This is a genomic window from Nitratireductor aquimarinus (assembly GCF_017255295.1).
GTDB lineage: Bacteria > Pseudomonadota > Alphaproteobacteria > Rhizobiales > Rhizobiaceae > Nitratireductor > Nitratireductor aquimarinus.
This window is the reverse complement of sequence record NZ_JAFKDE010000003.1, coordinates 151,064-173,952: the sequence shown is the minus strand read 5'-3', so window position 1 is coordinate 173,952 and position 22,889 is coordinate 151,064. Positions and strand designations below refer to the sequence as shown.

19 protein-coding genes and 1 tRNA gene are annotated in these 22,889 nt (G+C 61.3%); 4 read left to right on the top strand and 16 right to left on the bottom strand.

The genetic code is table 11. The features are described 5' to 3' along the window. Nucleotides 1-20: 20 nt before the first annotated feature. Entirely contained in the window at nucleotides 21-491 is a 471-nt protein-coding gene (gene rpsG / locus JYP46_RS05480; RefSeq protein WP_113155292.1) for a 30S ribosomal protein S7, read from the bottom strand. Nucleotides 492-550: 59 nt separating this feature from the next. Continuing rightward, complete coding sequence (rpsL, locus tag JYP46_RS05475) at nucleotides 551-922, bottom strand: 30S ribosomal protein S12 (RefSeq protein WP_007010616.1); 372 nt, start codon at nucleotides 920-922, stop codon at nucleotides 551-553. 469 nt (nucleotides 923-1,391) lie between these two features. Here rpsL and JYP46_RS05470 point away from each other — a divergent pair, with 469 nt between their 5' ends. Next, entirely contained in the window at nucleotides 1,392-1,673 is a 282-nt protein-coding gene (locus JYP46_RS05470) for a transcriptional regulator (RefSeq protein ID WP_113155294.1), read from the top strand. A 79-nt stretch (nucleotides 1,674-1,752) separates the two neighbouring features. Here the strand turns inward: JYP46_RS05470 and JYP46_RS05465 are convergent, their stop codons facing one another. The 13 genes from JYP46_RS05465 to JYP46_RS05405 form a co-directional block, all read right to left on the bottom strand. Next, nucleotides 1,753-2,844: an esterase-like activity of phytase family protein gene (locus JYP46_RS05465; RefSeq protein ID WP_206547512.1), complete on the bottom strand. Its 1,092-nt coding sequence runs from the start codon at nucleotides 2,842-2,844 to the stop codon at nucleotides 1,753-1,755. 253 nt (nucleotides 2,845-3,097) lie between these two features. Then, nucleotides 3,098-7,297: a DNA-directed RNA polymerase subunit beta' gene (gene rpoC, locus JYP46_RS05460; protein WP_113156315.1), complete on the bottom strand. Its 4,200-nt coding sequence runs from the start codon at nucleotides 7,295-7,297 to the stop codon at nucleotides 3,098-3,100. 150 nt (nucleotides 7,298-7,447) lie between these two features. After that, nucleotides 7,448-11,587: a DNA-directed RNA polymerase subunit beta gene (gene rpoB / locus JYP46_RS05455; protein WP_206547511.1), complete on the bottom strand. Its 4,140-nt coding sequence runs from the start codon at nucleotides 11,585-11,587 to the stop codon at nucleotides 7,448-7,450. 181 nt (nucleotides 11,588-11,768) lie between these two features. After that, on the bottom strand, nucleotides 11,769-12,146 hold the full coding sequence (gene rplL / locus JYP46_RS05450) for a 50S ribosomal protein L7/L12 (protein WP_065815249.1): 378 nt from the start codon (nucleotides 12,144-12,146) through the stop codon (nucleotides 11,769-11,771). Nucleotides 12,147-12,197: 51 nt separating this feature from the next. Beyond that, nucleotides 12,198-12,716 carry a 50S ribosomal protein L10 gene (gene rplJ / locus JYP46_RS05445; protein WP_113156316.1) on the bottom strand — a complete coding sequence of 173 codons (519 nt, stop codon included), beginning with the start codon at nucleotides 12,714-12,716 and terminating at the stop codon, nucleotides 12,198-12,200. A gap of 343 nt (nucleotides 12,717-13,059) precedes the next feature. Continuing rightward, a complete protein-coding gene (gene rplA / locus JYP46_RS05440; RefSeq protein WP_113155297.1) occupies nucleotides 13,060-13,764 on the bottom strand; it encodes a 50S ribosomal protein L1 in 705 nt (234 codons plus the stop codon). A gap of 4 nt (nucleotides 13,765-13,768) precedes the next feature. Further along, nucleotides 13,769-14,197 carry a 50S ribosomal protein L11 gene (gene rplK, locus JYP46_RS05435; RefSeq protein ID WP_113155298.1) on the bottom strand — a complete coding sequence of 143 codons (429 nt, stop codon included), beginning with the start codon at nucleotides 14,195-14,197 and terminating at the stop codon, nucleotides 13,769-13,771. A gap of 138 nt (nucleotides 14,198-14,335) precedes the next feature. Beyond that, a complete protein-coding gene (nusG, locus tag JYP46_RS05430) occupies nucleotides 14,336-14,863 on the bottom strand; it encodes a transcription termination/antitermination protein NusG (protein ID WP_113155299.1) in 528 nt (175 codons plus the stop codon). Nucleotides 14,864-14,892: 29 nt separating this feature from the next. Further along, nucleotides 14,893-15,096: a preprotein translocase subunit SecE gene (gene secE, locus JYP46_RS05425; RefSeq protein WP_113155300.1), complete on the bottom strand. Its 204-nt coding sequence runs from the start codon at nucleotides 15,094-15,096 to the stop codon at nucleotides 14,893-14,895. A gap of 346 nt (nucleotides 15,097-15,442) precedes the next feature. After that, nucleotides 15,443-15,518, bottom strand: a tRNA-Trp gene (locus tag JYP46_RS05420). A 230-nt stretch (nucleotides 15,519-15,748) separates the two neighbouring features. After that, complete coding sequence (gene tuf, locus JYP46_RS05415; protein WP_206547510.1) at nucleotides 15,749-16,924, bottom strand: elongation factor Tu; 1,176 nt, start codon at nucleotides 16,922-16,924, stop codon at nucleotides 15,749-15,751. 212 nt (nucleotides 16,925-17,136) lie between these two features. Continuing rightward, a complete protein-coding gene (locus JYP46_RS05410) occupies nucleotides 17,137-17,628 on the bottom strand; it encodes a DUF2867 domain-containing protein (protein ID WP_222473925.1) in 492 nt (163 codons plus the stop codon). A 123-nt stretch (nucleotides 17,629-17,751) separates the two neighbouring features. Next, a complete protein-coding gene (locus JYP46_RS05405) occupies nucleotides 17,752-17,973 on the bottom strand; it encodes a hypothetical protein (protein WP_113155302.1) in 222 nt (73 codons plus the stop codon). 421 nt (nucleotides 17,974-18,394) lie between these two features. Between JYP46_RS05405 and JYP46_RS05400 the strand changes: the two genes are divergently transcribed. The 3 genes from JYP46_RS05400 to JYP46_RS05390 all read left to right on the top strand — a co-directional run bounded on the left by JYP46_RS05400 (nucleotide 18,395) and on the right by JYP46_RS05390 (nucleotide 21,707). Beyond that, nucleotides 18,395-19,156, top strand: a complete 762-nt coding sequence (locus JYP46_RS05400; protein ID WP_206547509.1) for a hypothetical protein — start codon at nucleotides 18,395-18,397, stop codon at nucleotides 19,154-19,156. Then, nucleotides 19,149-20,420 (top strand): hypothetical protein, encoded by a 1,272-nt coding sequence (locus tag JYP46_RS05395; RefSeq protein WP_206547508.1) that lies wholly within the window; start codon nucleotides 19,149-19,151, stop codon nucleotides 20,418-20,420. The genes JYP46_RS05400 and JYP46_RS05395 overlap by 8 nt, the downstream gene beginning before the upstream one ends. Before the next feature lie 210 nt (nucleotides 20,421-20,630). Continuing rightward, entirely contained in the window at nucleotides 20,631-21,707 is a 1,077-nt protein-coding gene (locus JYP46_RS05390) for a helix-turn-helix domain-containing protein (protein ID WP_206547507.1), read from the top strand. On the opposite strand, the gene JYP46_RS05385 is transcribed toward JYP46_RS05390, so the two are convergent. Beyond that, the gene (locus tag JYP46_RS05385; RefSeq protein WP_206547506.1) at nucleotides 21,670-22,701 is read right to left on the bottom strand and encodes an alpha/beta hydrolase family protein; all 1,032 of its coding nucleotides are present in this window, start codon (nucleotides 22,699-22,701) and stop codon (nucleotides 21,670-21,672) included. The two genes, JYP46_RS05390 and JYP46_RS05385, sit on opposite strands and share 38 nt — an antisense overlap. Nucleotides 22,702-22,889: the final 188 nt, after the last annotated feature.

Sequence of the window (22,889 nt, the reverse complement as noted above, 5' to 3'; positions counted from 1 at the left end):
GTACCTTTTCGATCCTACGGCTACCAGCGGTAGTGCGAGAACGCGCGGTTGGCTTCAGCCATCTTGTGCGTGTCTTCGCGCTTCTTGACGGCAGTGCCGCGATTGTTTGCTGCGTCGAGCAGCTCGCCGGACAGACGATCGACCATGGTCGTTTCGTTGCGCTTGCGGGCAGCTGCGATCAGCCAACGAATGGCCAGAGCCTGGCGACGCTCGGGGCGAACGTCGACCGGAACCTGATAGGTCGCACCACCAACACGACGGGAACGAACCTCGACGTGCGGAGCAACGTTATCAAGCGCCTGATGGAACACACCAACAGGCTCCTGCTTCATCTTGTCTTCTACCTGGTCGAATGCACCGTAAACGATGCGCTCGGCAGCCGACTTCTTGCCATCAAGCATGATGGCGTTCATGAACTTGGTCACAACCGTATCACCGAATTTCGGATCGGGGTTGATCTCTCGTTTTTCTGCACGGTGGCGTCGGGACATGTTTTTCGTCTCTTACCTTCGAGGCCCGGCTCAAAATCAAAGCGCCGAAGCCGGATATCCTACTTCGGACGCTTTGCGCCGTACTTCGAACGACGCTGCTTGCGGTTCTTCACACCCTGGGTGTCAAGCACACCACGGATGATGTGGTAGCGAACACCCGGAAGGTCCTTCACGCGACCGCCGCGGATCATCACCACGGAGTGCTCCTGAAGGTTATGCCCCTCACCCGGGATATAGCCGATGACCTCGAAGCCATTGGCGAGGCGGATCTTAGCCACCTTACGCATGGCCGAGTTCGGCTTCTTCGGCGTCGTCGTGTAAACACGCGTGCAAACACCCCGCTTCTGCGGGTTGGCCTGCATGGCCGGAACCTTATTGCGCTTAACCGGCGCAATGCGCGGCTTGCGGATCAACTGGTTAACGGTAGGCATCAAACCTTCCCTTGTTACAAATTCCGTGTCTCAAGCCCGAGGGCCGCATCCAGAACAAAAATTTGCTCTACGCACAAATCCAGGCTGCAAACCGCTTTTAACGGTCTTGCCCGGACAAAAAGCAGAGGAAGCGTTTCCGCTTCATGCGCCGCAAATTCTGTCGCTCGCAAAAACGAACCCTGTTTGAGACCTGATCCGGGGCGCGTCGCCCCGAAAGAAAAAGCCTCACATCGGCTCGGACGAAGCGGTAATTACTCGCATGAGGGTTAACCGTCAACCCCGCCGCCAGGATTATCTTGTACCGCAGGCCATCGCCGAGCCAGACAGGGTTAAAACGACAGATTATTTCCCGAAACAGCGCCATTTCGAACCAAAACGGCGCTCCATCTCTGTCATTCTCCAATCCCGCATGCGAGAAGCAGACTTCATATAGTAAGCGATTGCCGGTTGGCAAGAATCAGGAATCACCATGAGCGAATCTGAACATCGCCCCGTCACCATCATCACCGGCCGGGTCTGGCGCGAAAAGGGTGATGAGAGCGAGGGCGTGCACATCATGCTGCAGGCCCCGGACGACGACACGGCGGTGCGGCTGGCGCTGGAAGCCCTCGCGCGCGAAGGCTACGCGGAAGCCGAGCTGGACCAGATCGGCGACATGCAGGGCGAGCCCGACGAAGAGCCACACCTGTCGGCCTGGCAGGGAGCGCTTGAAGGCGAGATCGCAATCGTCACCTTCGACGAACCGGTCTGACCCCTTCACGGATCAGAGACAGGAAGCCCGGCCATCGCGCCGGGCTTTTTCTTTATGAGCGCGCCTCAGTCGTCCCGCTTTACTGAGAAGGCGCATCCAGGGCGAACACCACGAACTGGGTGAACTGGCCGTTCGGGTTGAAATTGTTGTCGGAAGCCAGAACCAGCGTCTTCCGCCCAGCGATGACAGGACCCCAGGTCAGGGATTCGATGTTGTCCACGTCGAGACCGAAGTCCCCTTCCCCGATCTTCAGAACATGCGTCTTGCTGACCGGCGTGACATCGCGGTCTGCGATGCTGTCAGCACCGAGAATGTCGGTCGCACCTGCAGTCTCGACCCGATAGAGATTGATCTCGTTTCCGATCCCCAGCGCAAAGGAGCGCTCGACCGCGAGAAACGTGCCGGCGTCGATCTCGAGGATCTCCGTCAGACCATTGTCGTTATAGTAAGGCTCGGTTTCCGACTTCTGGTGGATCGTTCCGGTTTCGTAGACATATTCGGCAACCGGCTCGCCGCTTTCGACGTTGAAACCAAGGATACGCGAAGGGCTTCCCGCCTCAAGCGTCGCTTTCGGTCCGTCCTGAACGAGCGCATTCTCGGTCGCAACCCAGATCGTCTCTCCATCGACCGAAAGCGTCAGCCCCTCGAACGCCAGATTGTTGCGAATGCCGCGCTCGCCGGCCTCATCGGGAAGATAAGCGCCGGGGACCGCGAAACTGCGCTTGAACCCGCCGTCCGGTTTGGCCTCAAAGAGCGTCGGATTGCCTTTGGCATCCCGTTCGCTCGACCAGAACACGCTCTGGCGCGCACCATCGTAGCGGATCGCTTCGGGATCGATCGTCTTGGCCGCGAAGGGCTCACCATTCTCACCCTGCAGCACATGGCTCGAAACAATGTCGACGCCCTTCACGCCGTCTTCCTCGATCACAAGCTTCAGACGGTAGAACCGCGCCGGCGCTTTCTCCGACCGGTCGTCCGAAATCGCGTAGAACAGATCCGCATCCGCGTCGTAGTCCAGGCCGGATATGCCGCCGAACTCGACACCGGAGATCATGAGACCGCTGGGAAGGACGATTTCGCCGAGATAAGCGGGCTTCATCATGGCTTCGGCATGAGCCAGAGACTGCGCCGAAACGGACAATGCGGCAGCGAGCACTAATTTCCTGAACATGAGGTCTTCTCCGTGAACCGGGCGCGAATGCGCCTCCAGAGCATCGGACCGACGAACCGAAACCGGTTTTCGGCTTATCCGACGCTCCATCGATGGTTTGGATCGCCTTTTGTGCGTCCGGATGAACGCACGGCGATCCGGAGAACCTCATGATGCAGCCGGGTGACAGACACGCGACGATGGCGGTGGACTGCCAAAAGAAAAGCCGGGCACAAGGCCCGGCTTCTGCATTCTCTGAGAAGAGGTCTGCCGATTACTCGGCAGCACTCGTCGTCATGTCGGCGATCATCGGATCCGCCATTTCCACGCCCGAGGTCTTGCGACGCTCGTCCAGGATCAGATCGTCGCGCGAGCGCGCAATCCGGCGAACCTGGCTCATCGCGCCACCCGTACCGGCCGGGATCAGGCGACCGACGATGACGTTTTCCTTCAGGCCCTGCAGCGTGTCGACCTTGCCGGCAACAGCCGCCTCGGTCAGCACGCGGGTGGTCTCCTGGAAGGAGGCCGCGGAGATGAAGGACGGCGTCTGCAGCGAAGCCTTGGTGATGCCAAGCAGGACCGGCTGGCCCTCGGCAGGCTTCTTGCCCTCTTCCACCAACCGGTCGTTGACCTCGTCGAACTCCACGGAGTCGACGTGATCGCCCGGAATGTAGGTCGAGTCGCCCTGTGCCGTGATCTCGATCTTCTGCAGCATCTGGCGAACGATCACCTCGATGTGCTTGTCGTTGATCAACACGCCCTGCAAGCGATAGACCTCCTGGATTTCGTTGACCAGGTAGGAAGCCAGAGCCTCCACGCCCTTGATCGCCAGGATGTCGTGCGGCGCCGGGTTGCCGTCGAGAATGAAGTCGCCCTTCTCGATCTGGTCGCCGTCCTGAAGATGGAACGGCTTGCCCTTGGGAATGAGGTATTCCGCAGGCTCCAGAGTCGCGTCATGCGGCTCGATGATGATGCGGCGCTTGTTCTTGTAGTCCCGGCCGAAGCGAACCGTACCATCGATCTCGGCGATGATGGCGTGATCCTTCGGACGACGGGCCTCGAACAGTTCCGCAACGCGCGGCAGACCACCGGTAATGTCCTTCGTACGGGCACTTTCGGTCGGGATACGTGCAATCACGTCGCCCGGCATCACCTTGGAGCCCGGCTCCACGGAGAGAACCGTTTCCACCGAAAGCAGGAACCGCGCGTCGCCACCACGAGCAAGCTTGGAGATCTTGCCCTTGGAGTCGAGGATCGTCAGAGCCGGCTTCAGGTCGGTGCCGCGCGGCGTCGAACGCCAGTCGATGACCTCGCGCTTCGTGATACCGGTGGATTCGTCGGCGGTTTCCTGAACCGACACGCCATCCACCAGATCCTCGAACGCCACGGTGCCTTCCACTTCGGTGAGCATCGGACGGGTGTAGGGATCCCACTCGGAGATACGCTGACCGCGCTTCACCTTGTCGCCCTCGTCGATGAACAGACGCGAACCGTAGGTCAGGCGGTGGCTTGCACGTTCCTCACCGTTCTCGTCCATGATGAGAACCGCCATGTTGCGGCCCATCACGATGAGATCGCCTTCGGAGTTGCGCACCACATTGCGGTTGCGAACCTTGACCGTGCCTTCGAAGGAAGCTTCGAGGAACGACTGGTCGACCACCTGCGCCGTACCACCCATGTGGAAGGTACGCATGGTGAGCTGCGTGCCCGGTTCACCGATCGACTGAGCGGCGATGACGCCGACAGCTTCACCGATGTTGACCGGCGTACCGCGTGCAAGGTCACGGCCGTAGCAGACCGCGCAGACGCCGACGCGCACTTCACAGGTCAGCGCCGAGCGGATGCGGACGGACTGGATGCCTGCCTTCTCGATGGCTTCAACGTCACGCTCGTCGATCAGGCGACCGGCAGCAACGATGACTTCTTCGGTTGCCGGATTGATGATGTCATCAAGCGCGGTACGGCCCAGCACGCGCTGGCCGATGGAAGCAACCACCTGACCGGCGTCGACGATCGGCTGCATGGTCAGGCCCTTGTCGGTGCCGCAATCCGGCACGGTGACAATGCAGTCCTGAGCCACGTCAACCAGACGGCGGGTCAGGTAGCCCGAGTTAGCCGTCTTCAGAGCCGTGTCGGCCAGACCCTTACGGGCGCCGTGGGTGGAGTTGAAGTACTCCATCACGGTCAGGCCTTCCTTGAAGTTCGAGATGATCGGCGTCTCAATGATGGAGCCATCCGGACGGGCCATCAAGCCGCGCATGCCGGCAAGCTGACGCATCTGCGCCGGCGAACCACGGGCACCGGAATGCGACATCATGTAGACCGAGTTCATCGGCTTCTGGCGACCGTCATCGTCGAACTCGACCGCCTTAATGCGCTTCATCATCTCGTCGGCGACCTTTTCCGAGCACTTGGCCCAAGCGTCGACGACCTTGTTGTACTTCTCGCCCTGGGTGATCAGGCCGTCATTGTACTGCTGCTCGTATTCCTTCGCGAGCGCCTCGGTCTCGGCCACCAGGTTTTCCTTGGTGTCCGGAATGACCATGTCGTCCTTGCCGAACGAAATGCCGGCGCGGCAAGCATGGCCGAAGCCGAGCTGCATGACGCGGTCACAGAAAATGACCGTCTCTTTCTGACCGCAGTGACGATAGACCGTATCGATCATCTTGGAGATGTTCTTCTTGGTCAGTTCCTGGTTGCAGATGTCGAAGGGCACATTGTGGTTCTTCGGCAGAAGCTCGCCAACGATCATACGGCCAGGCGTGGTTTCGTGGATCTGCGATACGGGGTTGCCCTCCGCGTCGACAGTCTTGAAACGGCCCTTGATCTTGGTGTGCAGCGTGACAACGCCGGTCTCGAGTGCGTGATGCAGCTCGCCCATGTCGGCGAACACCATGCCCTCGCCCGGTTCGTTCTGGTTCATGATGGACAGGTAGTAGAGTCCGAGAACCATATCCTGCGACGGCACGATGATCGGTGCGCCGGAGGCCGGGTGAAGGATGTTGTTGGTCGACATCATCAGGACGCGCGCTTCAAGCTGCGCTTCGAGCGACAGCGGCACGTGAACGGCCATCTGGTCGCCGTCGAAGTCGGCGTTGAACGCGGTACAGACCAGCGGGTGCAGCTGGATCGCCTTGCCTTCGATGAGGGTGGGCTCGAACGCCTGGATGCCCAGACGGTGCAGCGTCGGCGCGCGGTTCAGAAGAACCGGGTGCTCGCGGATCACCTCGTCCAGGATATCCCAGACTTCCGGCTTTTCCTTCTCGACCAGCTTCTTCGCCTGCTTGACGGTAGACGAATAGCCCTTCGCGTCGAGACGAGCGTAGATGAACGGCTTGAAGAGCTCCAGAGCCATCTTCTTCGGCAGGCCGCACTGGTGCAGCTTCAGCTCGGGACCGGTCACGATCACTGAACGGCCGGAGTAGTCGACGCGCTTGCCGAGCAGGTTCTGACGGAAGCGGCCCTGCTTGCCCTTGAGCATGTCGGAGAGCGACTTCAGCGGACGCTTGTTGGCACCCGTGATAACGCGGCCGCGGCGGCCGTTGTCGAACAGCGCATCCACGGATTCCTGAAGCATGCGCTTCTCGTTGCGGATGATGATGCCCGGTGCGCGCAGCTCGATCAGACGCTTCAGCCGGTTGTTACGGTTGATCACACGACGGTAGAGGTCGTTCAGATCCGAGGTCGCGAAACGACCGCCATCCAGCGGAACCAGCGGACGCAGATCCGGCGGAATGACCGGGACGATCTTCATGATCATCCACTCCGGACGGTTGCCCGACTCCAGGAAGTTCTCGACCACCTTGAGGCGCTTCAGAAGCTTCTTCTGCTTCAGCTCGGACGTGGTGGACGCAAGCTCGGAGCGCAGATCGCCGGCGATCTTCTCCAGTTCCATCGATTCCAGAAGGTGATGGATCGCCTCGGCGCCGATCATGGCGGTGAACTGGTCTTCGCCATACTCGTCGACCGCGATCAGATACTCTTCTTCGGAGAGGAGCTGATTTTCCTTAAGCGCCGTCAGACCCGGCTCGGTCACGATATAGTTCTCGAAATAGAGAACGCGCTCGATGTCCTTCAGGGTCATGTCGAGCAGCGTGCCGATGCGCGACGGCAGCGACTTCAGGAACCAGATGTGAGCGACCGGAGCGGCCAGCTCGATGTGGCCCATGCGCTCGCGACGCACCCGCGACAGCGTGACTTCAACGCCGCACTTCTCGCAGATGACGCCCTTGTACTTCATGCGCTTGTACTTGCCGCACAGGCATTCGTAATCCTTGATCGGACCAAAGATGCGCGCGCAGAACAGGCCGTCACGCTCGGGCTTGAACGTGCGGTAGTTGATGGTCTCGGGCTTCTTGATCTCGCCATACGACCAGGAAAGAATTTTCTCGGGGCTAGCGAGAGAAATCCTGATCGAATCGAAAGTCTGTGCCGGCGCCTGAGGGTTGAAAAGATTCATGACCTCTTGGTTCATGCCGATCTCCTTTTCGGGACGCATCGTCCCTTTTTCAAACTTCGGTGTTGGCTGCCGCCGCCTGCCTCACCGGTTCAAATGCTCGGCCGCTATGCTGCCGTGCGAACGACGAATGCGTGTCGCGGGCAATCCCGCGACACGCCGTAACGCTTATTCAGCCGCGTCGGGCAGCTGCTCAGCCTCGGATCCTTCAATGCGGGAGTTTTCAAGCTCCACATTGAGACCGAGCGAGCGCATTTCCTTGACGAGAACGTTGAAGCTCTCGGGAATGCCTGCCTCGAACGTGTCGTCGCCGCGCACGATGGCTTCGTAGACCTTGGTACGGCCTGCCACGTCGTCCGACTTCACCGTCAGCATTTCCTGCAGCGTGTAGGCCGCGCCGTAAGCTTCCAGCGCCCAGACCTCCATCTCACCGAAGCGCTGACCACCGAACTGCGCCTTACCACCCAGCGGCTGCTGGGTAACGAGCGAGTACGGGCCGATCGAACGGGCGTGGATCTTGTCGTCCACCAGGTGATGCAGCTTCAGCATGTAGATGTAGCCCACGGTCACCTGACGGTCGAAGGCTTCGCCCGTACGTCCGTCGTAAAGCGTGACCTGGCCAGAGGTCTTCATACCGGCCAGCTCCAGCATGTCGTTGACGTCAGCCTCATGCGCGCCGTCGAAGACCGGCGTTGCAATCGAGACACCGCGACGCATCTGCTCGCCCAGACGCACGACGCTCTCGTCGTCATACTCGCGAACCGGCTCGTTGCGGTCATTCTCGGGAATGACGGCCTCAATGGTCTGGCGCAACGGCTTGATGTCGCCGCTTTCCTTGTAGCTGTCGATCAGGTCGCCGATCTGCTGGCCCATGCCGGCACAGGCCCAGCCAAGGTGCGTCTCGAGGATCTGTCCGACGTTCATGCGGCTCGGCACGCCAAGCGGGTTCAGCACGATGTCGACATGCTGACCGTCATCGAGGAACGGCATGTCTTCAACCGGCACGATGCGCGACACGACACCCTTGTTGCCGTGACGACCGGCCATCTTATCGCCGGGCTGCATCTTGCGCTTAACGGCAACGAAGACCTTGACCATCTTCATCACGCCGGGCGGCATCTCGTCGCCGCGCTGCACCTTCTCGACCTTGTCCATGAAGCGCTGCTCGAGCGCCTTCTTGGACTCGTCATACTGTGCACGCAGAGCTTCGAGCGCTTCCTGCTGCTTCTCGTCCTCAACGGCAAACTGCCACCACTGCGAACGCGGATACTCGCTCAGCGCATCAGCGGAGAGCTCGCTGCCCTTCTTGAAGCCCTTCGGACCGGCGATTGCCTGCTTGCCAACGAGCATGTCGGAAAGGCGCGCGTAGACGTTGCGGTCGAGGATCGACTGCTCGTCGTCACGGTCCTTGGCGAGGCGTTCGATTTCCTCGCGCTCAATGGCCATGGCGCGCTCGTCCTTCTCAACGCCGTGGCGATTGAAGACGCGCACTTCGACGACCGTGCCATACGTGCCGGGCGGCATACGCATGGAGGTGTCGCGGACATCCGAAGCCTTCTCACCGAAGATGGCGCGCAGAAGCTTCTCTTCCGGCGTCATCGGGCTCTCGCCCTTCGGCGTGATCTTGCCGACGAGAATGTCGCCCGGCTGAACTTCAGCACCGATATAGGTGATGCCGGCTTCGTCGAGGTTCTTCAGCGCTTCTTCCGAAACGTTCGGAATGTCGCGCGTGATTTCTTCCGGTCCAAGCTTCGTATCACGCGCCATCACCTCGAATTCCTCGATGTGAATGGAGGTGAAGACGTCATCGCGAACGATGCGCTCGGACAGAAGGATGGAGTCCTCGTAGTTGTAGCCGTTCCAGGGCATGAACGCGACGAGCACGTTGCGGCCAAGCGCCAGATCACCCAGATCCGTCGACGGACCGTCGGCAAGGATGTCGCCCTTGTTGATCCGGTCGCCCACGCGCACCAGCGGACGCTGGTTGACGCAGGTGTTCTGGTTGGAACGCTGGAACTTCATCAGACGGTAGATGTCGACGCCGGAGCGCGATGCATCCACATCCTCGGTGGCACGGATAACGATACGCGTCGCATCCACCTGGTCGACGATGCCCGTGCGGCGGGCCGCGATGGCAGCGCCGGAGTCGCGCGCCACGATCGGCTCCATGCCAGTGCCGACGAACGGAGCCTCGGCGCGCACCAGCGGCACGGCCTGACGCTGCATGTTCGAGCCCATCAGTGCGCGGTTGGCGTCATCGTTCTCAAGGAACGGAATGAGCGCTGCCGCGACCGACACGAGCTGCTTGGGCGACACGTCCATCAGATCGACGTTCTCGCGCGGAGCCATCATCACCTCGCCGGCATGGCGGCAGATGACGAATTCATCCGTGAACGCACCATCTTCACCGATCATGGCATTGGCCTGCGCAACGTAGTGCTTGGCCTCTTCCATGGCGGAGAGATAAACGACGTCCTGCGTGACCTTGCCGTCCACGATCTTGCGGTACGGGCTCTCGATGAAGCCGTACTTGTTGACGCGGGCGAAGGTGGCAAGCGAGTTGATCAGACCGATGTTCGGGCCTTCCGGCGTCTCAATCGGGCAGATACGGCCATAGTGGGTCGGGTGCACGTCGCGCACTTCGAAGCCCGCACGCTCACGCGTCAGACCGCCCGGTCCAAGCGCCGAAAGGCGACGCTTGTGGGTGATCTCGGAGAGCGGGTTGGTCTGATCCATGAACTGCGAAAGCTGCGAGGAACCGAAGAACTCGCGCACGGCGGCAGCCGCCGGCTTCGCGTTGATCAGGTCCTGCGGCATGACCGTGTCGATCTCGATCGAGGACATGCGTTCCTTGATCGCGCGCTCCATGCGGAGCAGGCCGACGCGGTACTGGTTTTCCATCAGCTCGCCGACCGAACGCACACGGCGGTTGCCGAGGTTGTCGATGTCGTCGATCTCGCCCTTGCCGTCGCGCAGCTCAACCAGCGTCTTGACCACGGCGACGATGTCTTCCTTGCGCAGAACGCGCACGGTGTCCTCGGCGTCGAGCTCGAGACGCATGTTCATCTTCACGCGACCAACGGCCGACAGGTCGTAGCGCTCGGCGTCGAAGAACAGCGAATGGAACATCGCTTCGGCCGTCTCAAGCGTGGGCGGCTCGCCCGGGCGCATGACACGGTAGATGTCGAACAGCGCGTCCTGGCGCGACTCGTTCTTGTCGGCAGCCAGCGTGTTGCGGATGTAACCGCCCACATTGACGTGGTCGATGTCCAGGAAGTGGACTTCGTCGACACCGGCTTCCAGAAGAACCTTGAGGGTCTTCTCGTCGATCTCGTCACCGGCCTCGAGGAAGATCTCGCCGGTTTCCATGTTGACGATGTCTTCGGCCAGATAGTTGCCGAGCAGGTCTTCTTCCGTCGCGTGAATGGCCTTGAGGCCCTTCTCTGCAAGCATCTTTGCCTGACGCGCGGTGATCTTCTTGCCAGCTTCTACGACCACTTCGCCGCTGTCGGCGTCGACGAGATCTGCAGTGGCCTTGAGGCCCTTGTAGCGCTCAACCGTATACGGCACGCGCCAGTTCTCACCGTCGCGCTGATAGGTCAGCTGATCGTAGAAGGTGGACAGGATCTCTTCGCCATCCATGCCCAGCGCCATCAGAAGCGACGTCGCGGGAAGCTTGCGGCGGCGGTCGATACGCGCGTGGACGATGTCCTTGGCGTCGAACTCGATGTCGAGCCAGGAACCGCGATAGGGAATGACGCGCGCGGCAAACAGAAGCTTGCCCGACGAGTGCGACTTGCCCTTGTCGTGGTCGAAGAACACGCCCGGCGAACGGTGCATCTGGGAAACGATGACGCGCTCGGTGCCGTTGACGATGAAGGTGCCGTTGGACGTCATGAGCGGCATGTCGCCCATGTAGACGTCCTGCTCCTTGATGTCCTTGATGGACTTGGCGCCAGTGTCCTCATCCACATCGAAGACGATCAGGCGCAGCGTCACCTTGAGCGGCGCAGCGAAAGTAAGATCGCGCTGCCGGCACTCGTCCACATCGAATTTCGGCTCTTCGAACTCGTAGTCCACGAATTCGAGCATCGCCGTACCGGCGAAGTCCGAGATCGGGAACACCGACTTGAACACCGCCTGAAGCCCCTCGTCAGGTCGCCCGCCCTGGGGCTCCTCGACCATCAGGAACTGGTCATAGGATGCCTTCTGAACCTCAATCAGGTTCGGCATCTCCGCAACTTCCGGAATCTTTCCGAAGAATTTGCGTACCCGCCTGCGACCATTAAACGTTTGGGTCTCGGCCATCGTCGCTCCTTGCCCTGCCTGGCTTGCATGCACCACGTGAACCGCCATCCCGGCGGTCAATCCAAACGGATAAAAACCCGTTTCCTGAAAGCCGCTTGCGGCCCACAGGAAAGAGGTTCCGGTTCCGTCTTCAAAGTTCCGGTCCGCGCAGATCGGAAATCCGCGCGGACCGGACGCCGAATTACTTCAGCTCAACTTTAGCGCCAGCGCCTTCAAGCTGACCCTTGATCTTCTCGGCTTCGTCCTTGGACACGCCTTCCTTGATCGGCTTCGGAGCGGACTCAACGAGGTCCTTGGCTTCCTTGAGGCCCAGGCCGGTGATGCCGCGGACTTCCTTGATCACGTTGATCTTCTGTGCGCCTGCATCGGTGAGAACGACGTCGAACTCGGTCTTCTCTTCAGCAGCTTCGCCACCAGCAGCACCGCCTGCAGCAGCAGCAACAGCCACCGGAGCAGCAGCGGAGACGCCCCACTTCTCTTCAAGCATCTTGGAGAGCTCAGCCGCTTCGAGGACGGTCAGGCTCGACAGGTCTTCAACGATCTTAGCAAGATCAGCCATTGTACATTTCCTTTTGTGTTCGAACTGTGTTGTTGGTCTTGAGGACCGGCATCACGCCGCCTCGTCCTTCTTGGAATAGGCGCCAAAGACGCGCGCGAGCTGACCCGCGGGCGCGTTGACAACCTGAGCGATCCGGGTGGCCGGCGTAGAAATCATGCCGACCAGCTTCGCCCTCAGCTCGTCCAGCGACGGCAGCGAGGCAAGAGCCTTCACACCATCGGAATCGAGCGCGGTCTCACCCATGGCACCGCCAAGAATGACAAGCTTGTCATTTGCCTTGGCGAAGTCATTGGCGACCCGAGGAGCGACAACCGGATCGTCCGAATAAGCAATCAGGGTCTGGCCTTCGAAAAGGGCCTGAATGCTCTCGGACGGGGTTCCCTGAAGGGCGATTTTGGCGAGACGGTTTTTCGCAACCTTAACTGTGCCGCCTGCACCGCGCATCTTGGAACGAAGATCGTTCATCTGCGCGACGGTCAGACCGGCATAGTGGGCTACGACGACCGAACCGGTGTTGTTGAACACCTCGTTCAGGTCCGCGACGAATTCGCGTTTTTCCGCTCTGTCCACTGCCTTCTCCATTTGACGGAGTTTCCCGAAGGAAATATCCGCCGGTTTGCCTTTTGCCGCAGGGCATCCGCAAACTCGGATCACCCAAGCGACGCTCGAGGATCCTGTCCCCCTTCGCTGACCGGGAAACCCGGATCAAACAAAAGGCCAACACGGTTCGAACCATCAACCGGAGCCAGGCTCCGTTATCCGGTCCCACCCGTCTCATGCAGGCCCTTTAAAAGTATTAAGGCGAGCCGCCTGCAATCTCGGACAGGATGTTCCGGAAGTTTCCTTCCGGCTTCCAGATCTTGCGATCCGGAAAGTCTTGGGGAAGGCGCCGGAGCGCCCTCCCCGGAATTCATCAGCCTTCGGCCGACAGGCTGCCAACGTCGATGCGCAGGCCCGGGCCCATGGTCGAGGTGAGAGCCACCTTCTTCACATAGTTGCCCTTTGCGCCGGCCGGCTTCGCCTTGATCACCGCATCGGTGAAGGCGCGCACGTTCTCGGCAATGGCCTTGGCGTCGAAGGAAGCCTTGCCAACGCCTGCATGCACGATACCGGCCTTCTCGACGCGGAACTCAACGGCGCCGCCCTTGGAAGCCTTGACCGCACCCGTGACGTCCGGCGTCACGGTGCCAACCTTCGGGTTCGGCATCAGGCCACGCGGGCCAAGCACCTTACCGAGACGGCCGACCAGCGGCATCATGTCCGGGGTTGCAATGCAGCGATCGAAGTTGATCTCGCCCTTCTGGACGCTCTCAACCAGCTCTTCGGCGCCGACGATGTCTGCACCAGCTGCCTTTGCTTCTTCAGCCTTGTCGCCCTTTGCGAAGACGGCAACGCGAACCGTACGGCCAGTGCCGTTCGGCAGGTTGACCACACCGCGGACCATCTGGTCAGCGTGGCGCGGGTCGACGCCGAGATTCATCGCAACTTCGATGGTCTCGTCGAACTTCGCGGTTGCACGGTCCTTCAGGAGCGCAACGGCCTCATCGAGAGCGTATTCCTTGTCGCGATCAATACCTTCACGGGACTTCGCAACGCGCTTGGAAAGTTTCGTCGCCATATCGTCAGCCCTCCACTTCCAGGCCCATGGAGCGTGCCGAACCTTCGACCATGCGCATGGCTGCTTCGACGTCCGTCGCGTTCAGATCTTTAAGCTTGGCTTCCGCGATCTCGCGAACCTTGTCGCGCGAAATCTTGCCAGCAACCACCTTGCCGGGCTCCTTGGAGCCGGACTTCAGGTTGATTGCCTTCTTGAGGAAGTAGCTCACCGGAGGCGTCTTCATCGTGAAGGTGAAGGACTTGTCCTGGTAGTAGGTCACCACGACCGGGATCGGGGATCCCTTTTCCATCTCCTGGGTCTGGGCATTGAATGCCTTACAGAACTCCATGATGTTGATGCCACGCTGACCAAGCGCAGGGCCGATCGGGGGCGACGGCGTAGCCGAACCCGCGGGAACCTGAAGCTTGAGCAGGCCTGCAACTTTCTTAGCCATATCTCATCTGCCTTGTCGTTCTCACCGGCCACCCTGAAAAGAATGAGCCGGCACTGCAGTTTGGTGGTCCGGAAATCAGCGACCGGCTTAGCCGCATTTCCCTTCCACCGATGAAGCCCCGCGCACGGGGCAACACGGTCAGCCCTTTTCGACCTGACCGAATTCCAGATCGACGGGCACTGCCCGTCCGAAGATCGACACCTCGACCTTGAGGCGCGAACGCTCCTCGTCCACTTCCTGAACGAAGCCGTTGAACGAAGCGAACGGACCGTCGGAAACGCGAACCTGCTCGCCGATCTCGAAGGTAACGGACGGCTTCGGACGCTCCACGCCTTCCTGAACCTGCGTCAGGATGCGCTCTGCCTCGGCTTCGGTAATCGGAACCGGCTTGGCGTCGCCCAGAAAGCCCGTCACCTTCGGGGTGTTCTTGATCATCGAGAAGACAGCGTCGGTGAGCTGCGCCTTCACCAGGACGTAGCCCGGAAAGAACTTGCGCTCGGCATCGACCTTGCGACCGCGGCGCACTTCAACGACCTTTTCGGTCGGAACCACAACCTGCTCGATCTTGTTATCAAGACCTTTCTGGCGTGCCTGCTCCTCGATCGACTCTGCGACCTTCTTTTCGAAATTCGAATAAGCGTGGACGATGTACCAACGCGCAGTCATTTCAATCGCACTCCGTCTATCGTCCGCAATCAGGCGCCGATACCGAGAATAATCTCGATACCCCAGGCCATGAGCTGATCGGCAGCAAAGAAGAAGATCGCCGCCAGCGTGGCGAATGCGATGACCATTACTGTCGAGATCAGGGTCTCACGCCGCGAGGGCCACGTCACTTTTGCGGTTTCGGACCGAACCTGCTGAAGAAACGTGAAAGGATTCGTGGTTTTCGACGCCATGTGCCGCTCTTGATTCTATCGTCTGGTAACCCAGACTGTTTGTTATCCCCGAACTGGCCGGGAGACGCACCCGAGACCAGGAAAACCCGGCCTTCGGGCAAGAGCAAAATCCGAAAAAGCGAATCGCTTTTCGTAATCCACCCATACGACAAAGGCGCGTAAAGCCGCGTTCCCGGCTCCACGCACCGCGTGTCTGTTCGCCCTACATAGAACCGAAGTTCGATTCTTGCAAGCCCCAACGGAAGCTTCCGACAGGCGCTTACTCAACGAACTCGCTAAATGGGAACTCGCTAAATGGGATCTCACCAAACGGGATCTCACGAAATGGCTCTAGCGCAAAATGCGCTGGCAGGGGCAGAGGGGCTCGAACCCCCGACCTGCGGTTTTGGAGACCGCCGCTCTACCAACTGAGCTATACCCCTGCATTCCCGTGCGCTGCTGCACACTGTAGGCAGGCCGCTTCCTAAGGGCTTCCGACGCGTCTGTAAAGAGACTTTAGCGCAGGTTTTGCACCATCCACGTCATTTGTTTCCCTGAGGGTTTCGTCAAGGCTGATTTCCACCCTGCCCCGGCCCTTTCAAAACAGGCTCCGGGCAAAAGAAAAGGGCGGCCTGAGCCGCCCTTTCCGCATTCAACACTGCCGGGGCAGAGCTTACTCAATGATGGCTGCGACGATGCCGGCGCCGACGGTGCGGCCGCCTTCGCGGATAGCGAAGCGCAGCTTCTCTTCCATCGCGATCGGAACGATCAGCTCGACGTCAACGGCAACGTTGTCGCCAGGCATGACCATCTCGGTGCCTTCCGGAAGATGCACAACACCCGTCACGTCCGTCGTACGGAAGTAGAACTGCGGACGGTAGTTGGTGAAGAACGGCGTGTGACGGCCACCCTCTTCCTTCGTCAGGATGTAGGCTTCTGCCTTGAACTTCGTGTGCGGCTTCACCGAACCGGGCTTGCACAGCACCTGGCCGCGCTCAACGCCTTCACGGTCAACACCACGGATCAGCGCGCCGATGTTGTCGCCTGCTTCACCCTGGTCGAGCAGCTTGCGGAACATTTCAACGCCCGTGCAGGTCGTCTTCGTCGTCGGACGGATGCCAACGATCTCGACTTCCTCGCCGACCTTGATGATGCCGCGCTCGACGCGACCCGTCACAACCGTACCACGACCCGAGATCGAGAACACGTCTTCGATCGGCATCAGGAACGGCTGGTCAACCGGACGCTCGGGCGTCGGGATGTAAGCGTCGACTTCTTCCATCAGCTTGCGGATTGCGTCCTCGCCGATCTCCTTGTTGGAGTCTTCGAGAGCAGCAAGAGCCGAGCCCTTGACGATCGGAATGTCGTCGCCCGGGAAGTCGTAGGACGACAGAAGCTCGCGAACCTCGAGCTCAACCAGCTCGAGAAGCTCTTCGTCGTCGACCTGGTCGACCTTGTTGAGGAACACGACGATGGCCGGAACGCCAACCTGACGCGCAAGCAGGATGTGCTCGCGGGTCTGCGGCATCGGGCCGTCAGCGGCCGAAACCACCAGGATCGCGCCGTCCATCTGTGCAGCGCCCGTGATCATGTTCTTCACGTAGTCGGCGTGGCCGGGGCAATCGACGTGAGCGTAGTGACGGTTCTCCGTCTCGTACTCAACGTGCGCGGTCGAAATGGTGATGCCGCGGGCCTTCTCTTCCGGCGCGCCGTCAATCTGGTCATACGCGCGGAACTCACCGAAATACTTCGTGATCGCCGCCGTCAAAGACGTCTTGCCGTGGTCAACGTGACCAATCGTGCCGATGTTCGCATGCGGCTTCGTACGCTCAAATTTACCTTTGGCCATTGCAACTTCCTTTGGCGCCCTGGATGCGTTTGGGTTTCAGATGCGCGGCGATTAACGACAAAGGCGCGAAATTACAAGCCCCTTTGCCATTTCGCCCCCGTCGAACCGCGCCCTTTGCCCGAAAGAGCGTCCCGTATGCCACATGCAGGGAGCCTCTTACCGAGGATTGACACACGCCAGGGTGGCAACGCCACACAGCACGAACGGATATTTCAGGCCACGATGCGACGCACCGTATTGACCACGATCAGCTTGTGAAACGGCATGATCGTCAGGAGATAGAGCCATCCGAACGGATTGTGCGGACGCACCAGTGTGGTGCACGAAACGCGTGTGCCCGGCCCGGCGGCCGGATCGGTCTCCACGATCAGCCGGAAGTCCAGATGCCGGTCGTCCGTCCCCAATACGATTCGCCGGGAAGAGCGTTCAAGAACCGGAAACGGGGCCTGCTCCGTTCCGACCACCTGGTCCAGGGCGTCTTTCCCGGTCTTCAGACCGAAAGGCCGGACGATCACATTGCGCCAACGCATGAGCGTCCCGATCCAGCGCGGCGGGCGCGCAAAGGCCCGCGTCAGCGCGGCACTTGCATCGAAAGTGTCTTTTGAAACGCCGGAATAAGTATCGGAGAAACCTGCACCGGGCAGCGTCAGCGGCGCTTCGGCCCGGCCCGTCTTCGACATCAGCCCCATCTTCGAGGTCAGCATGACGCAGCTCCTTGATGCATTCACCGCACGGGCGAACAGACCGGAGCATCGTGCCGCACATTGGCAAGGCTTGCCAGTGTGCGGCGAAAGAATGCGGCAAACGGGCGCACAGGCCCGGTCCGGCTAAACGTCGCCGGAGGTCAGAAGCGCCAGCACGAGCATGTAGCAGCCGACAATGCCAAGCGCCGGCAAGATGATCGCCGGATAGCCGAAGAAGTAAATGGCGATCGCCCAGAATGCGAGCAGGTTGAAAATGAAAAAGACCTTCTCCGCCGTATCGCCAAGGGATGCGCTTTTAAGCATCCAGCCAAACACGGGGATGGAATAGATGAGCTTCTGAACCATTGGGGGAGCCTTTCGAATGGTACATACGGGTCGGTGCCTGGGAGGGCTTTGTCTCTTCGGGCGCGGCTGCCCGAAGACGGATCGACATGGCGCGCAGACGCCACGCAGGGCTGCGGGAATGAAGCGTTGCCGCAGCACGCGGGCCAATGCCGGATGCGCAAATGCAGCCATCGCCAGTTCCCATTCGCCCGAGCGACTGCCAGAAATGTAGGGTCGAGGCAATCGATCGGACACCGGCTGCGACAAAGAGTGCGGCTTCTCCCACAGCCCGATTGACGCACCCTGCAGAGCACGCATTTCGCGCCTGCGATTGAACGTCGCAGCAGAATCTGCAAGCTTTCAATGAACAGCTCCCGGCCCAAGCCATCTCCCGCCTCAAACGGCTCCCCGCTCAAGACGATGCACCAGAAAGAAGCCCCGGATGGATAGTCTTCACGTCAAGACACCGGCAAAAGCGCTCTACCCACTGACTGCGCGGGAAGCCCGCGTCGCGCCTGGACAGATCGTCGAAAAGGACGAGGGGCTTTACGTCTTCACCATGAAGGATGGCCGGGACATTCTCATCAAGGCGCCACAGCGCGGGCGCGTGTGCCCACCCATTTTTCCATCCGGGACCACGCTCGACAGGCCTATGCCCTTCCTCACACTCGAGCCCCTGCCCGAAACCGCGCAGGCGCCAAGGGAGCAGACAAGAGCGCCGGAACCCACGCCAGAGACGCAACCTCCTGAAAAACGTGCAGGCGGGCTCTGGCTGGCCGCCGCAGTCTCGCTTCTGCTGCCTGCTCTTGCAGCCTTTGCCGCCTTCCTCCTTTGCGAACTGGCATTCCCGGACTTTTTCGAAGATGCCATCGCGGCGCGCTGGGGGCTGATCCTCGCCGCCTTTCTTGCCGGCGTCTGGTTCTCCACCGGCATCGCCGCACGTCTTCACCCGTCGCCCAACCGGCTCGCCACAGCGGGAACAATTGCGGCAGGGCTTCTTGCCGTCATCTTTCTGCTGCCCGCAGCCCTCATCTCCGAGACGCTGGAGGACAACGGGATCCATGTCGATCTCAGCCCGGCGCATCTGTTCAACCCCAGCGCCTATGGCGTGGTTCTCGAAGACCCGGCGCGTCACTCAAACGGCGTCACACCCACGCCGTCCGCAAGGCAGGCCCAGGAATTTGCGAGCTGGCTGAATGACTAGACCTCTTCTCTTTCTGATGCTCCTGTTTCTGGCGCTTTCTCCCGCGCGGGCGCAGCAGGTTTTGACGTTCTCAGCCGATGGCGAGCGCGTTGCCGGCGAAGGCAGCAGCGGCGATGGCGCGGAGCTGCGCTTCGACTGGGAGGCGGAAACAAAGATCGGCCTGCTTCTGGGCGAACCGGTGGTCTCGGCGCGTTTTCGATACGCGCTTCAGGGCGGCACGGTCACCCTGCCCACCTCAACGGCGCTGGGCGCGTCGCGCTACGAAACGCACAGCCTCGCCAGCCTGCCGCGCAGCGCCATGGATCTGATCAAGCTTTACGGCGTGCGGCTACGGCTCGATTTTCGCGGCGATGAAGGCGATTTCCACCTGATCGTCGATGTCGGCCGCCCCGGTCCCGCCGGCGACTGGTCGTTCAACGTGCCAGGCAGTCCCGACTGGGGAACGCTGTTTCGCGGGCCGGGCTCCACGCTCGAGGACCCGCGCTATCTGAGCGCCGGCCGCGCGCGCGAAGAGGTGCGCCGTGGCCTGACACTCGCCGCAGGTTCCATTGTTGAAGCCCATGTCACCCTGCTCCGCCTCCACCAGTGGTACGAACGGGAGAACCCGGACTACCATCTGAAGGCCTATGGCGCGGCCATCCGCCATCTGGAGGACGGCGTGCGCGTGAGCTACGGCTACAACGAGACCACGCCGGAGGCGCTCGAAACCGTCTTCATCAAGTCGGTGCGCGACAGGCTCGATTTCGTCGCCTCCTACGAACGCCGTTACCGCAAACTTCTGGACATTCCGGACCGCTTTCGAACCGGCGGCAATCACGCCCCCTATGAGGTCGCGCGCGATCAGGCGCGCCGCATGATCATCAATGCCCGCGAGAGGGCTCCGCGCTTTGAAAGCGATCAGGTGAACCCGGGCGCGCTCCATGATCGCGGCCACCCGCCCCGCTTCGACGGCAGCGGGGTCGCCGCAGCCGAGCCAAAAGGCAGCACCGGCCAGCCGAAAGCGCCTTCCGGGCCGATCAGGCGGAAACGGACGGGTGTCGCGTGCGCCTGTTCCAGCATTGCGAGAAGCCGTTCAACGGGACAATCGAGAAGGCGATGTTTGTCGCCTTCCGCTCTAGCGACCTTCCGGCGGACCTCTGCGACACCGGGTTCATGGCGCTCGGCTACCAGCGCAAGACCGACGATTTCACCCACCCGCTCGATTTCCCGGCGCAGCACATGTCTGAGATGCAGGGGCTCCTGCGCGGCTTTGCCCGTCACATGACCCGCGAGCACCCCGAATGCCGCATCGGCGCGGCTTCCAGCCCCACACTGCAGATCATACCGCCCGACCCCGCCCATTCCCGTTGGACGTGTACAACCGACCCGAAACCGCTGCCGCACTCGGTTCAGATCTGCTCGGGTTTCTGAAACAAGCAACGCCGCACTGCCGATCCGCCCTTTATCCGCGCACCCGGCGCCATATAGATAGCGCATGATCCTGATCCCCCTGCCCGCCATCGTCGCGCTCCTGCTGGGCTTTGTGCTTTGCCTTGTCGCCCTGAAGCGAGAGCGCAGGTTCCGGCCCATCATCGTGTTTCTCGCCGTCAGCACCGCCCTGATGACCGTCGTCAGCCTGCGCTGGAGCTTCGACGCGCCGGTTTTCCGCTTCCTCCAGCCCGTGTTCGCCGCACTCCTGCCGGCAACGGCGTGGCTTTGCTTTGCGGGCCTTGAGGGCGGCGCGCGTCGGCCCGCCTGGCCGCACTACCTGCCCGGCGCGGTCATCCTCGTCCTTTCCCTTCTGTGGCCATATTTTCAGACGCCCATCGACGCCCTGCTGGCTTTCCTGTTCTTTGGCTATGGCAGCGCTCTGATGTGGCGCGGACTGCAGGGCGAAGAAAATTTTGCAGGCGCCCGGCTCGGTGCGGCCGTCGACCCCGGCCGCGCGGCAATGTTTGTCGGCGCCCTGCTTGTCTTTTCAGGCATGATCGATCTGGCCATCGCCTTCGACTTCGGCCTTGCCGGCGGTGCGCATGCCGCAACCATCGTCAGCGTCGGCAACATGGCCGTGCTGCCCCTGATCGCATGGGCAGCACTCGCCGTCGCGCGCAGCCTGCCCGAGACCGAAGAGCCCCCGGCAGCAGAAGCCACCGCGCGCGTGGAAGAACGGGATCAGCCCACCGCCGACGATGCGCATGTGCTGGCCGCAACCCATCGGGTGTTGAGCGAGCGCCAGCTCTATCGCGATCCAGATCTCACACTGGAGCGGCTGGCGCGGCGCGTCGGCATTCCGGGGCGGCAGATTTCGCAGGCAATCAACCGCAGGCTCGGCCGGAATGTTTCGCAGGAGATCAACCAGTGGCGCATCCGCGAGGCGATGGCGCTTCTGGAAGAGACCGACCGCCCCGTCACCGCGATCATGTTCGATTGCGGCTTTCAGACGAAATCGAACTTCAACAACACGTTCCGCCGTGTGACCGGCCTTTCGCCCAGCGACTGGAGACGCCAGGCGAAAGAAACCGGCGAAACGGGCCTCAGCGCAGCGAAAGCGAGCGGCCCAGAAACGCCGTGATCCGGTCCAGAACTTCCGCGTGAATGGCGGCGCGGCCCCGGCCAGCGCCATCGCGGCAGACGATCCCGTCACCCGGATCTTCCGCCTCGATCATGGCTGCCGCCCCCGGCTTGCACAGCTGCAGAAAGCTGAAATGCATCGCGTCCGGGAGCATCACCCATTCCGTGGTGCCTGCGGGAAGATGCTCCGCCAGCCATCCGCTTTCCAGCTCGGCAGGCCGATCCCCGATATCGATGCCGGCCCCGATCAGCAGCGCCGGCGCTTCGACACCGCCAAGGCTTTCAGGCGTGAAGCCGCGCGCAAAACCGGGATCGAGCGAGACAAAGGCGCGGATGCGCGGATCGTGCATGTCCTGCCTGAGGCCGGGTGCATCGAGCTTCAGATCGCCCATATCGTTCAGATCGCTTGTGGGACACGCTCTCGAAGCAATGCCCGACGCGCAGTCCCGCGCAAACAGATCCGGATCGAACCGGCCACCCGCCAGCGCCGTAACGGTCCAGCCACCGAGCGAATGGCCGATGGCCGCGATCCGCTCCGGTGCGATGGAACCGGCAAGGGCCGGCTCCTCCAGCACTGCATCGATGACCCGGCTCAGATCGCGCGGCCGCTCCCAGAGCATGGCCGCCTGCCGTCGATCGCGGTTGAAATGCGTGGTGCCCGGATGATCCGGCGCGGCGACGGCATAGCCCTCATCGGCAAGCGCGACCGCAAGCCAGCTGAGATTGCGCCAGGTGCCGCCATAGCCATGCGAAAGAACGACCAGCGGATGGGCGCCCGCCGAAGGCTGCGCATCACGCACAACGCGCGCGCCGACGAAGGCCGGCGTTTCCCCCACCACCACCCCGGGCGCACCGCCCTCAGCCGGATACCACAGCGCAACATTGAGCGGCCGAGGCCCCTCACCGCCAATGCCGACAGTGCGAAACCCGACATCGGCCTGCGCAGCGGAAACCAGAAAAACCAGCGCAACCGCGCTGAAGCAGATCTTGAACATTTCAGGTCTCTCCTTGGATCAGATCCGGGGAGGCATAGGGACCGGAAACGGGGTCGGAGACCTGAAACACGATTCAGGACGGGTTGGTAGGGCGTGTTTTGGTTGGGCCCATCAGCGGACGGATTTGTGCCGCATGAGCGGTGCGGCGCTGACACCAGCAGAAGACGGACCTTGCTTTCGGTTGAATG

What these genes read in the sequence shown, in the direction of transcription:
- rpsG (WP_113155292.1), bottom strand. Translation starts at nt 491, where the DNA reads ATGTCCCGACGCCACCGTGCAGAAAAACGAGAGATCAACCCCGATCCG.
- rpsL (WP_007010616.1), bottom strand. Translation starts at nt 922, where the DNA reads ATGCCTACCGTTAACCAGTTGATCCGCAAGCCGCGCATTGCGCCGGTT.
- JYP46_RS05470 (WP_113155294.1), top strand. Translation starts at nt 1,392, where the DNA reads ATGAGCGAATCTGAACATCGCCCCGTCACCATCATCACCGGCCGGGTC.
- JYP46_RS05465 (WP_206547512.1), bottom strand. Translation starts at nt 2,844, where the DNA reads ATGTTCAGGAAATTAGTGCTCGCTGCCGCATTGTCCGTTTCGGCGCAG.
- rpoC (WP_113156315.1), bottom strand. Translation starts at nt 7,297, where the DNA reads ATGAACCAAGAGGTCATGAATCTTTTCAACCCTCAGGCGCCGGCACAG.
- rpoB (WP_206547511.1), bottom strand. Translation starts at nt 11,587, where the DNA reads ATGGCCGAGACCCAAACGTTTAATGGTCGCAGGCGGGTACGCAAATTC.
- rplL (WP_065815249.1), bottom strand. Translation starts at nt 12,146, where the DNA reads ATGGCTGATCTTGCTAAGATCGTTGAAGACCTGTCGAGCCTGACCGTC.
- rplA (WP_113155297.1), bottom strand. Translation starts at nt 13,764, where the DNA reads ATGGCGACGAAACTTTCCAAGCGCGTTGCGAAGTCCCGTGAAGGTATT.
- rplK (WP_113155298.1), bottom strand. Translation starts at nt 14,197, where the DNA reads ATGGCTAAGAAAGTTGCAGGCCTGCTCAAGCTTCAGGTTCCCGCGGGT.
- nusG (WP_113155299.1), bottom strand. Translation starts at nt 14,863, where the DNA reads ATGACTGCGCGTTGGTACATCGTCCACGCTTATTCGAATTTCGAAAAG.
- secE (WP_113155300.1), bottom strand. Translation starts at nt 15,096, where the DNA reads ATGGCGTCGAAAACCACGAATCCTTTCACGTTTCTTCAGCAGGTTCGG.
- tuf (WP_206547510.1), bottom strand. Translation starts at nt 16,924, where the DNA reads ATGGCCAAAGGTAAATTTGAGCGTACGAAGCCGCATGCGAACATCGGC.
- JYP46_RS05410 (WP_222473925.1), bottom strand. Translation starts at nt 17,628, where the DNA reads ATGCTGACCTCGAAGATGGGGCTGATGTCGAAGACGGGCCGGGCCGAA.
- JYP46_RS05405 (WP_113155302.1), bottom strand. Translation starts at nt 17,973, where the DNA reads ATGGTTCAGAAGCTCATCTATTCCATCCCCGTGTTTGGCTGGATGCTT.
- JYP46_RS05400 (WP_206547509.1), top strand. Translation starts at nt 18,395, where the DNA reads ATGGATAGTCTTCACGTCAAGACACCGGCAAAAGCGCTCTACCCACTG.
- JYP46_RS05395 (WP_206547508.1), top strand. Translation starts at nt 19,149, where the DNA reads ATGACTAGACCTCTTCTCTTTCTGATGCTCCTGTTTCTGGCGCTTTCT.
- JYP46_RS05390 (WP_206547507.1), top strand. Translation starts at nt 20,631, where the DNA reads ATGATCCTGATCCCCCTGCCCGCCATCGTCGCGCTCCTGCTGGGCTTT.
- JYP46_RS05385 (WP_206547506.1), bottom strand. Translation starts at nt 22,701, where the DNA reads ATGTTCAAGATCTGCTTCAGCGCGGTTGCGCTGGTTTTTCTGGTTTCC.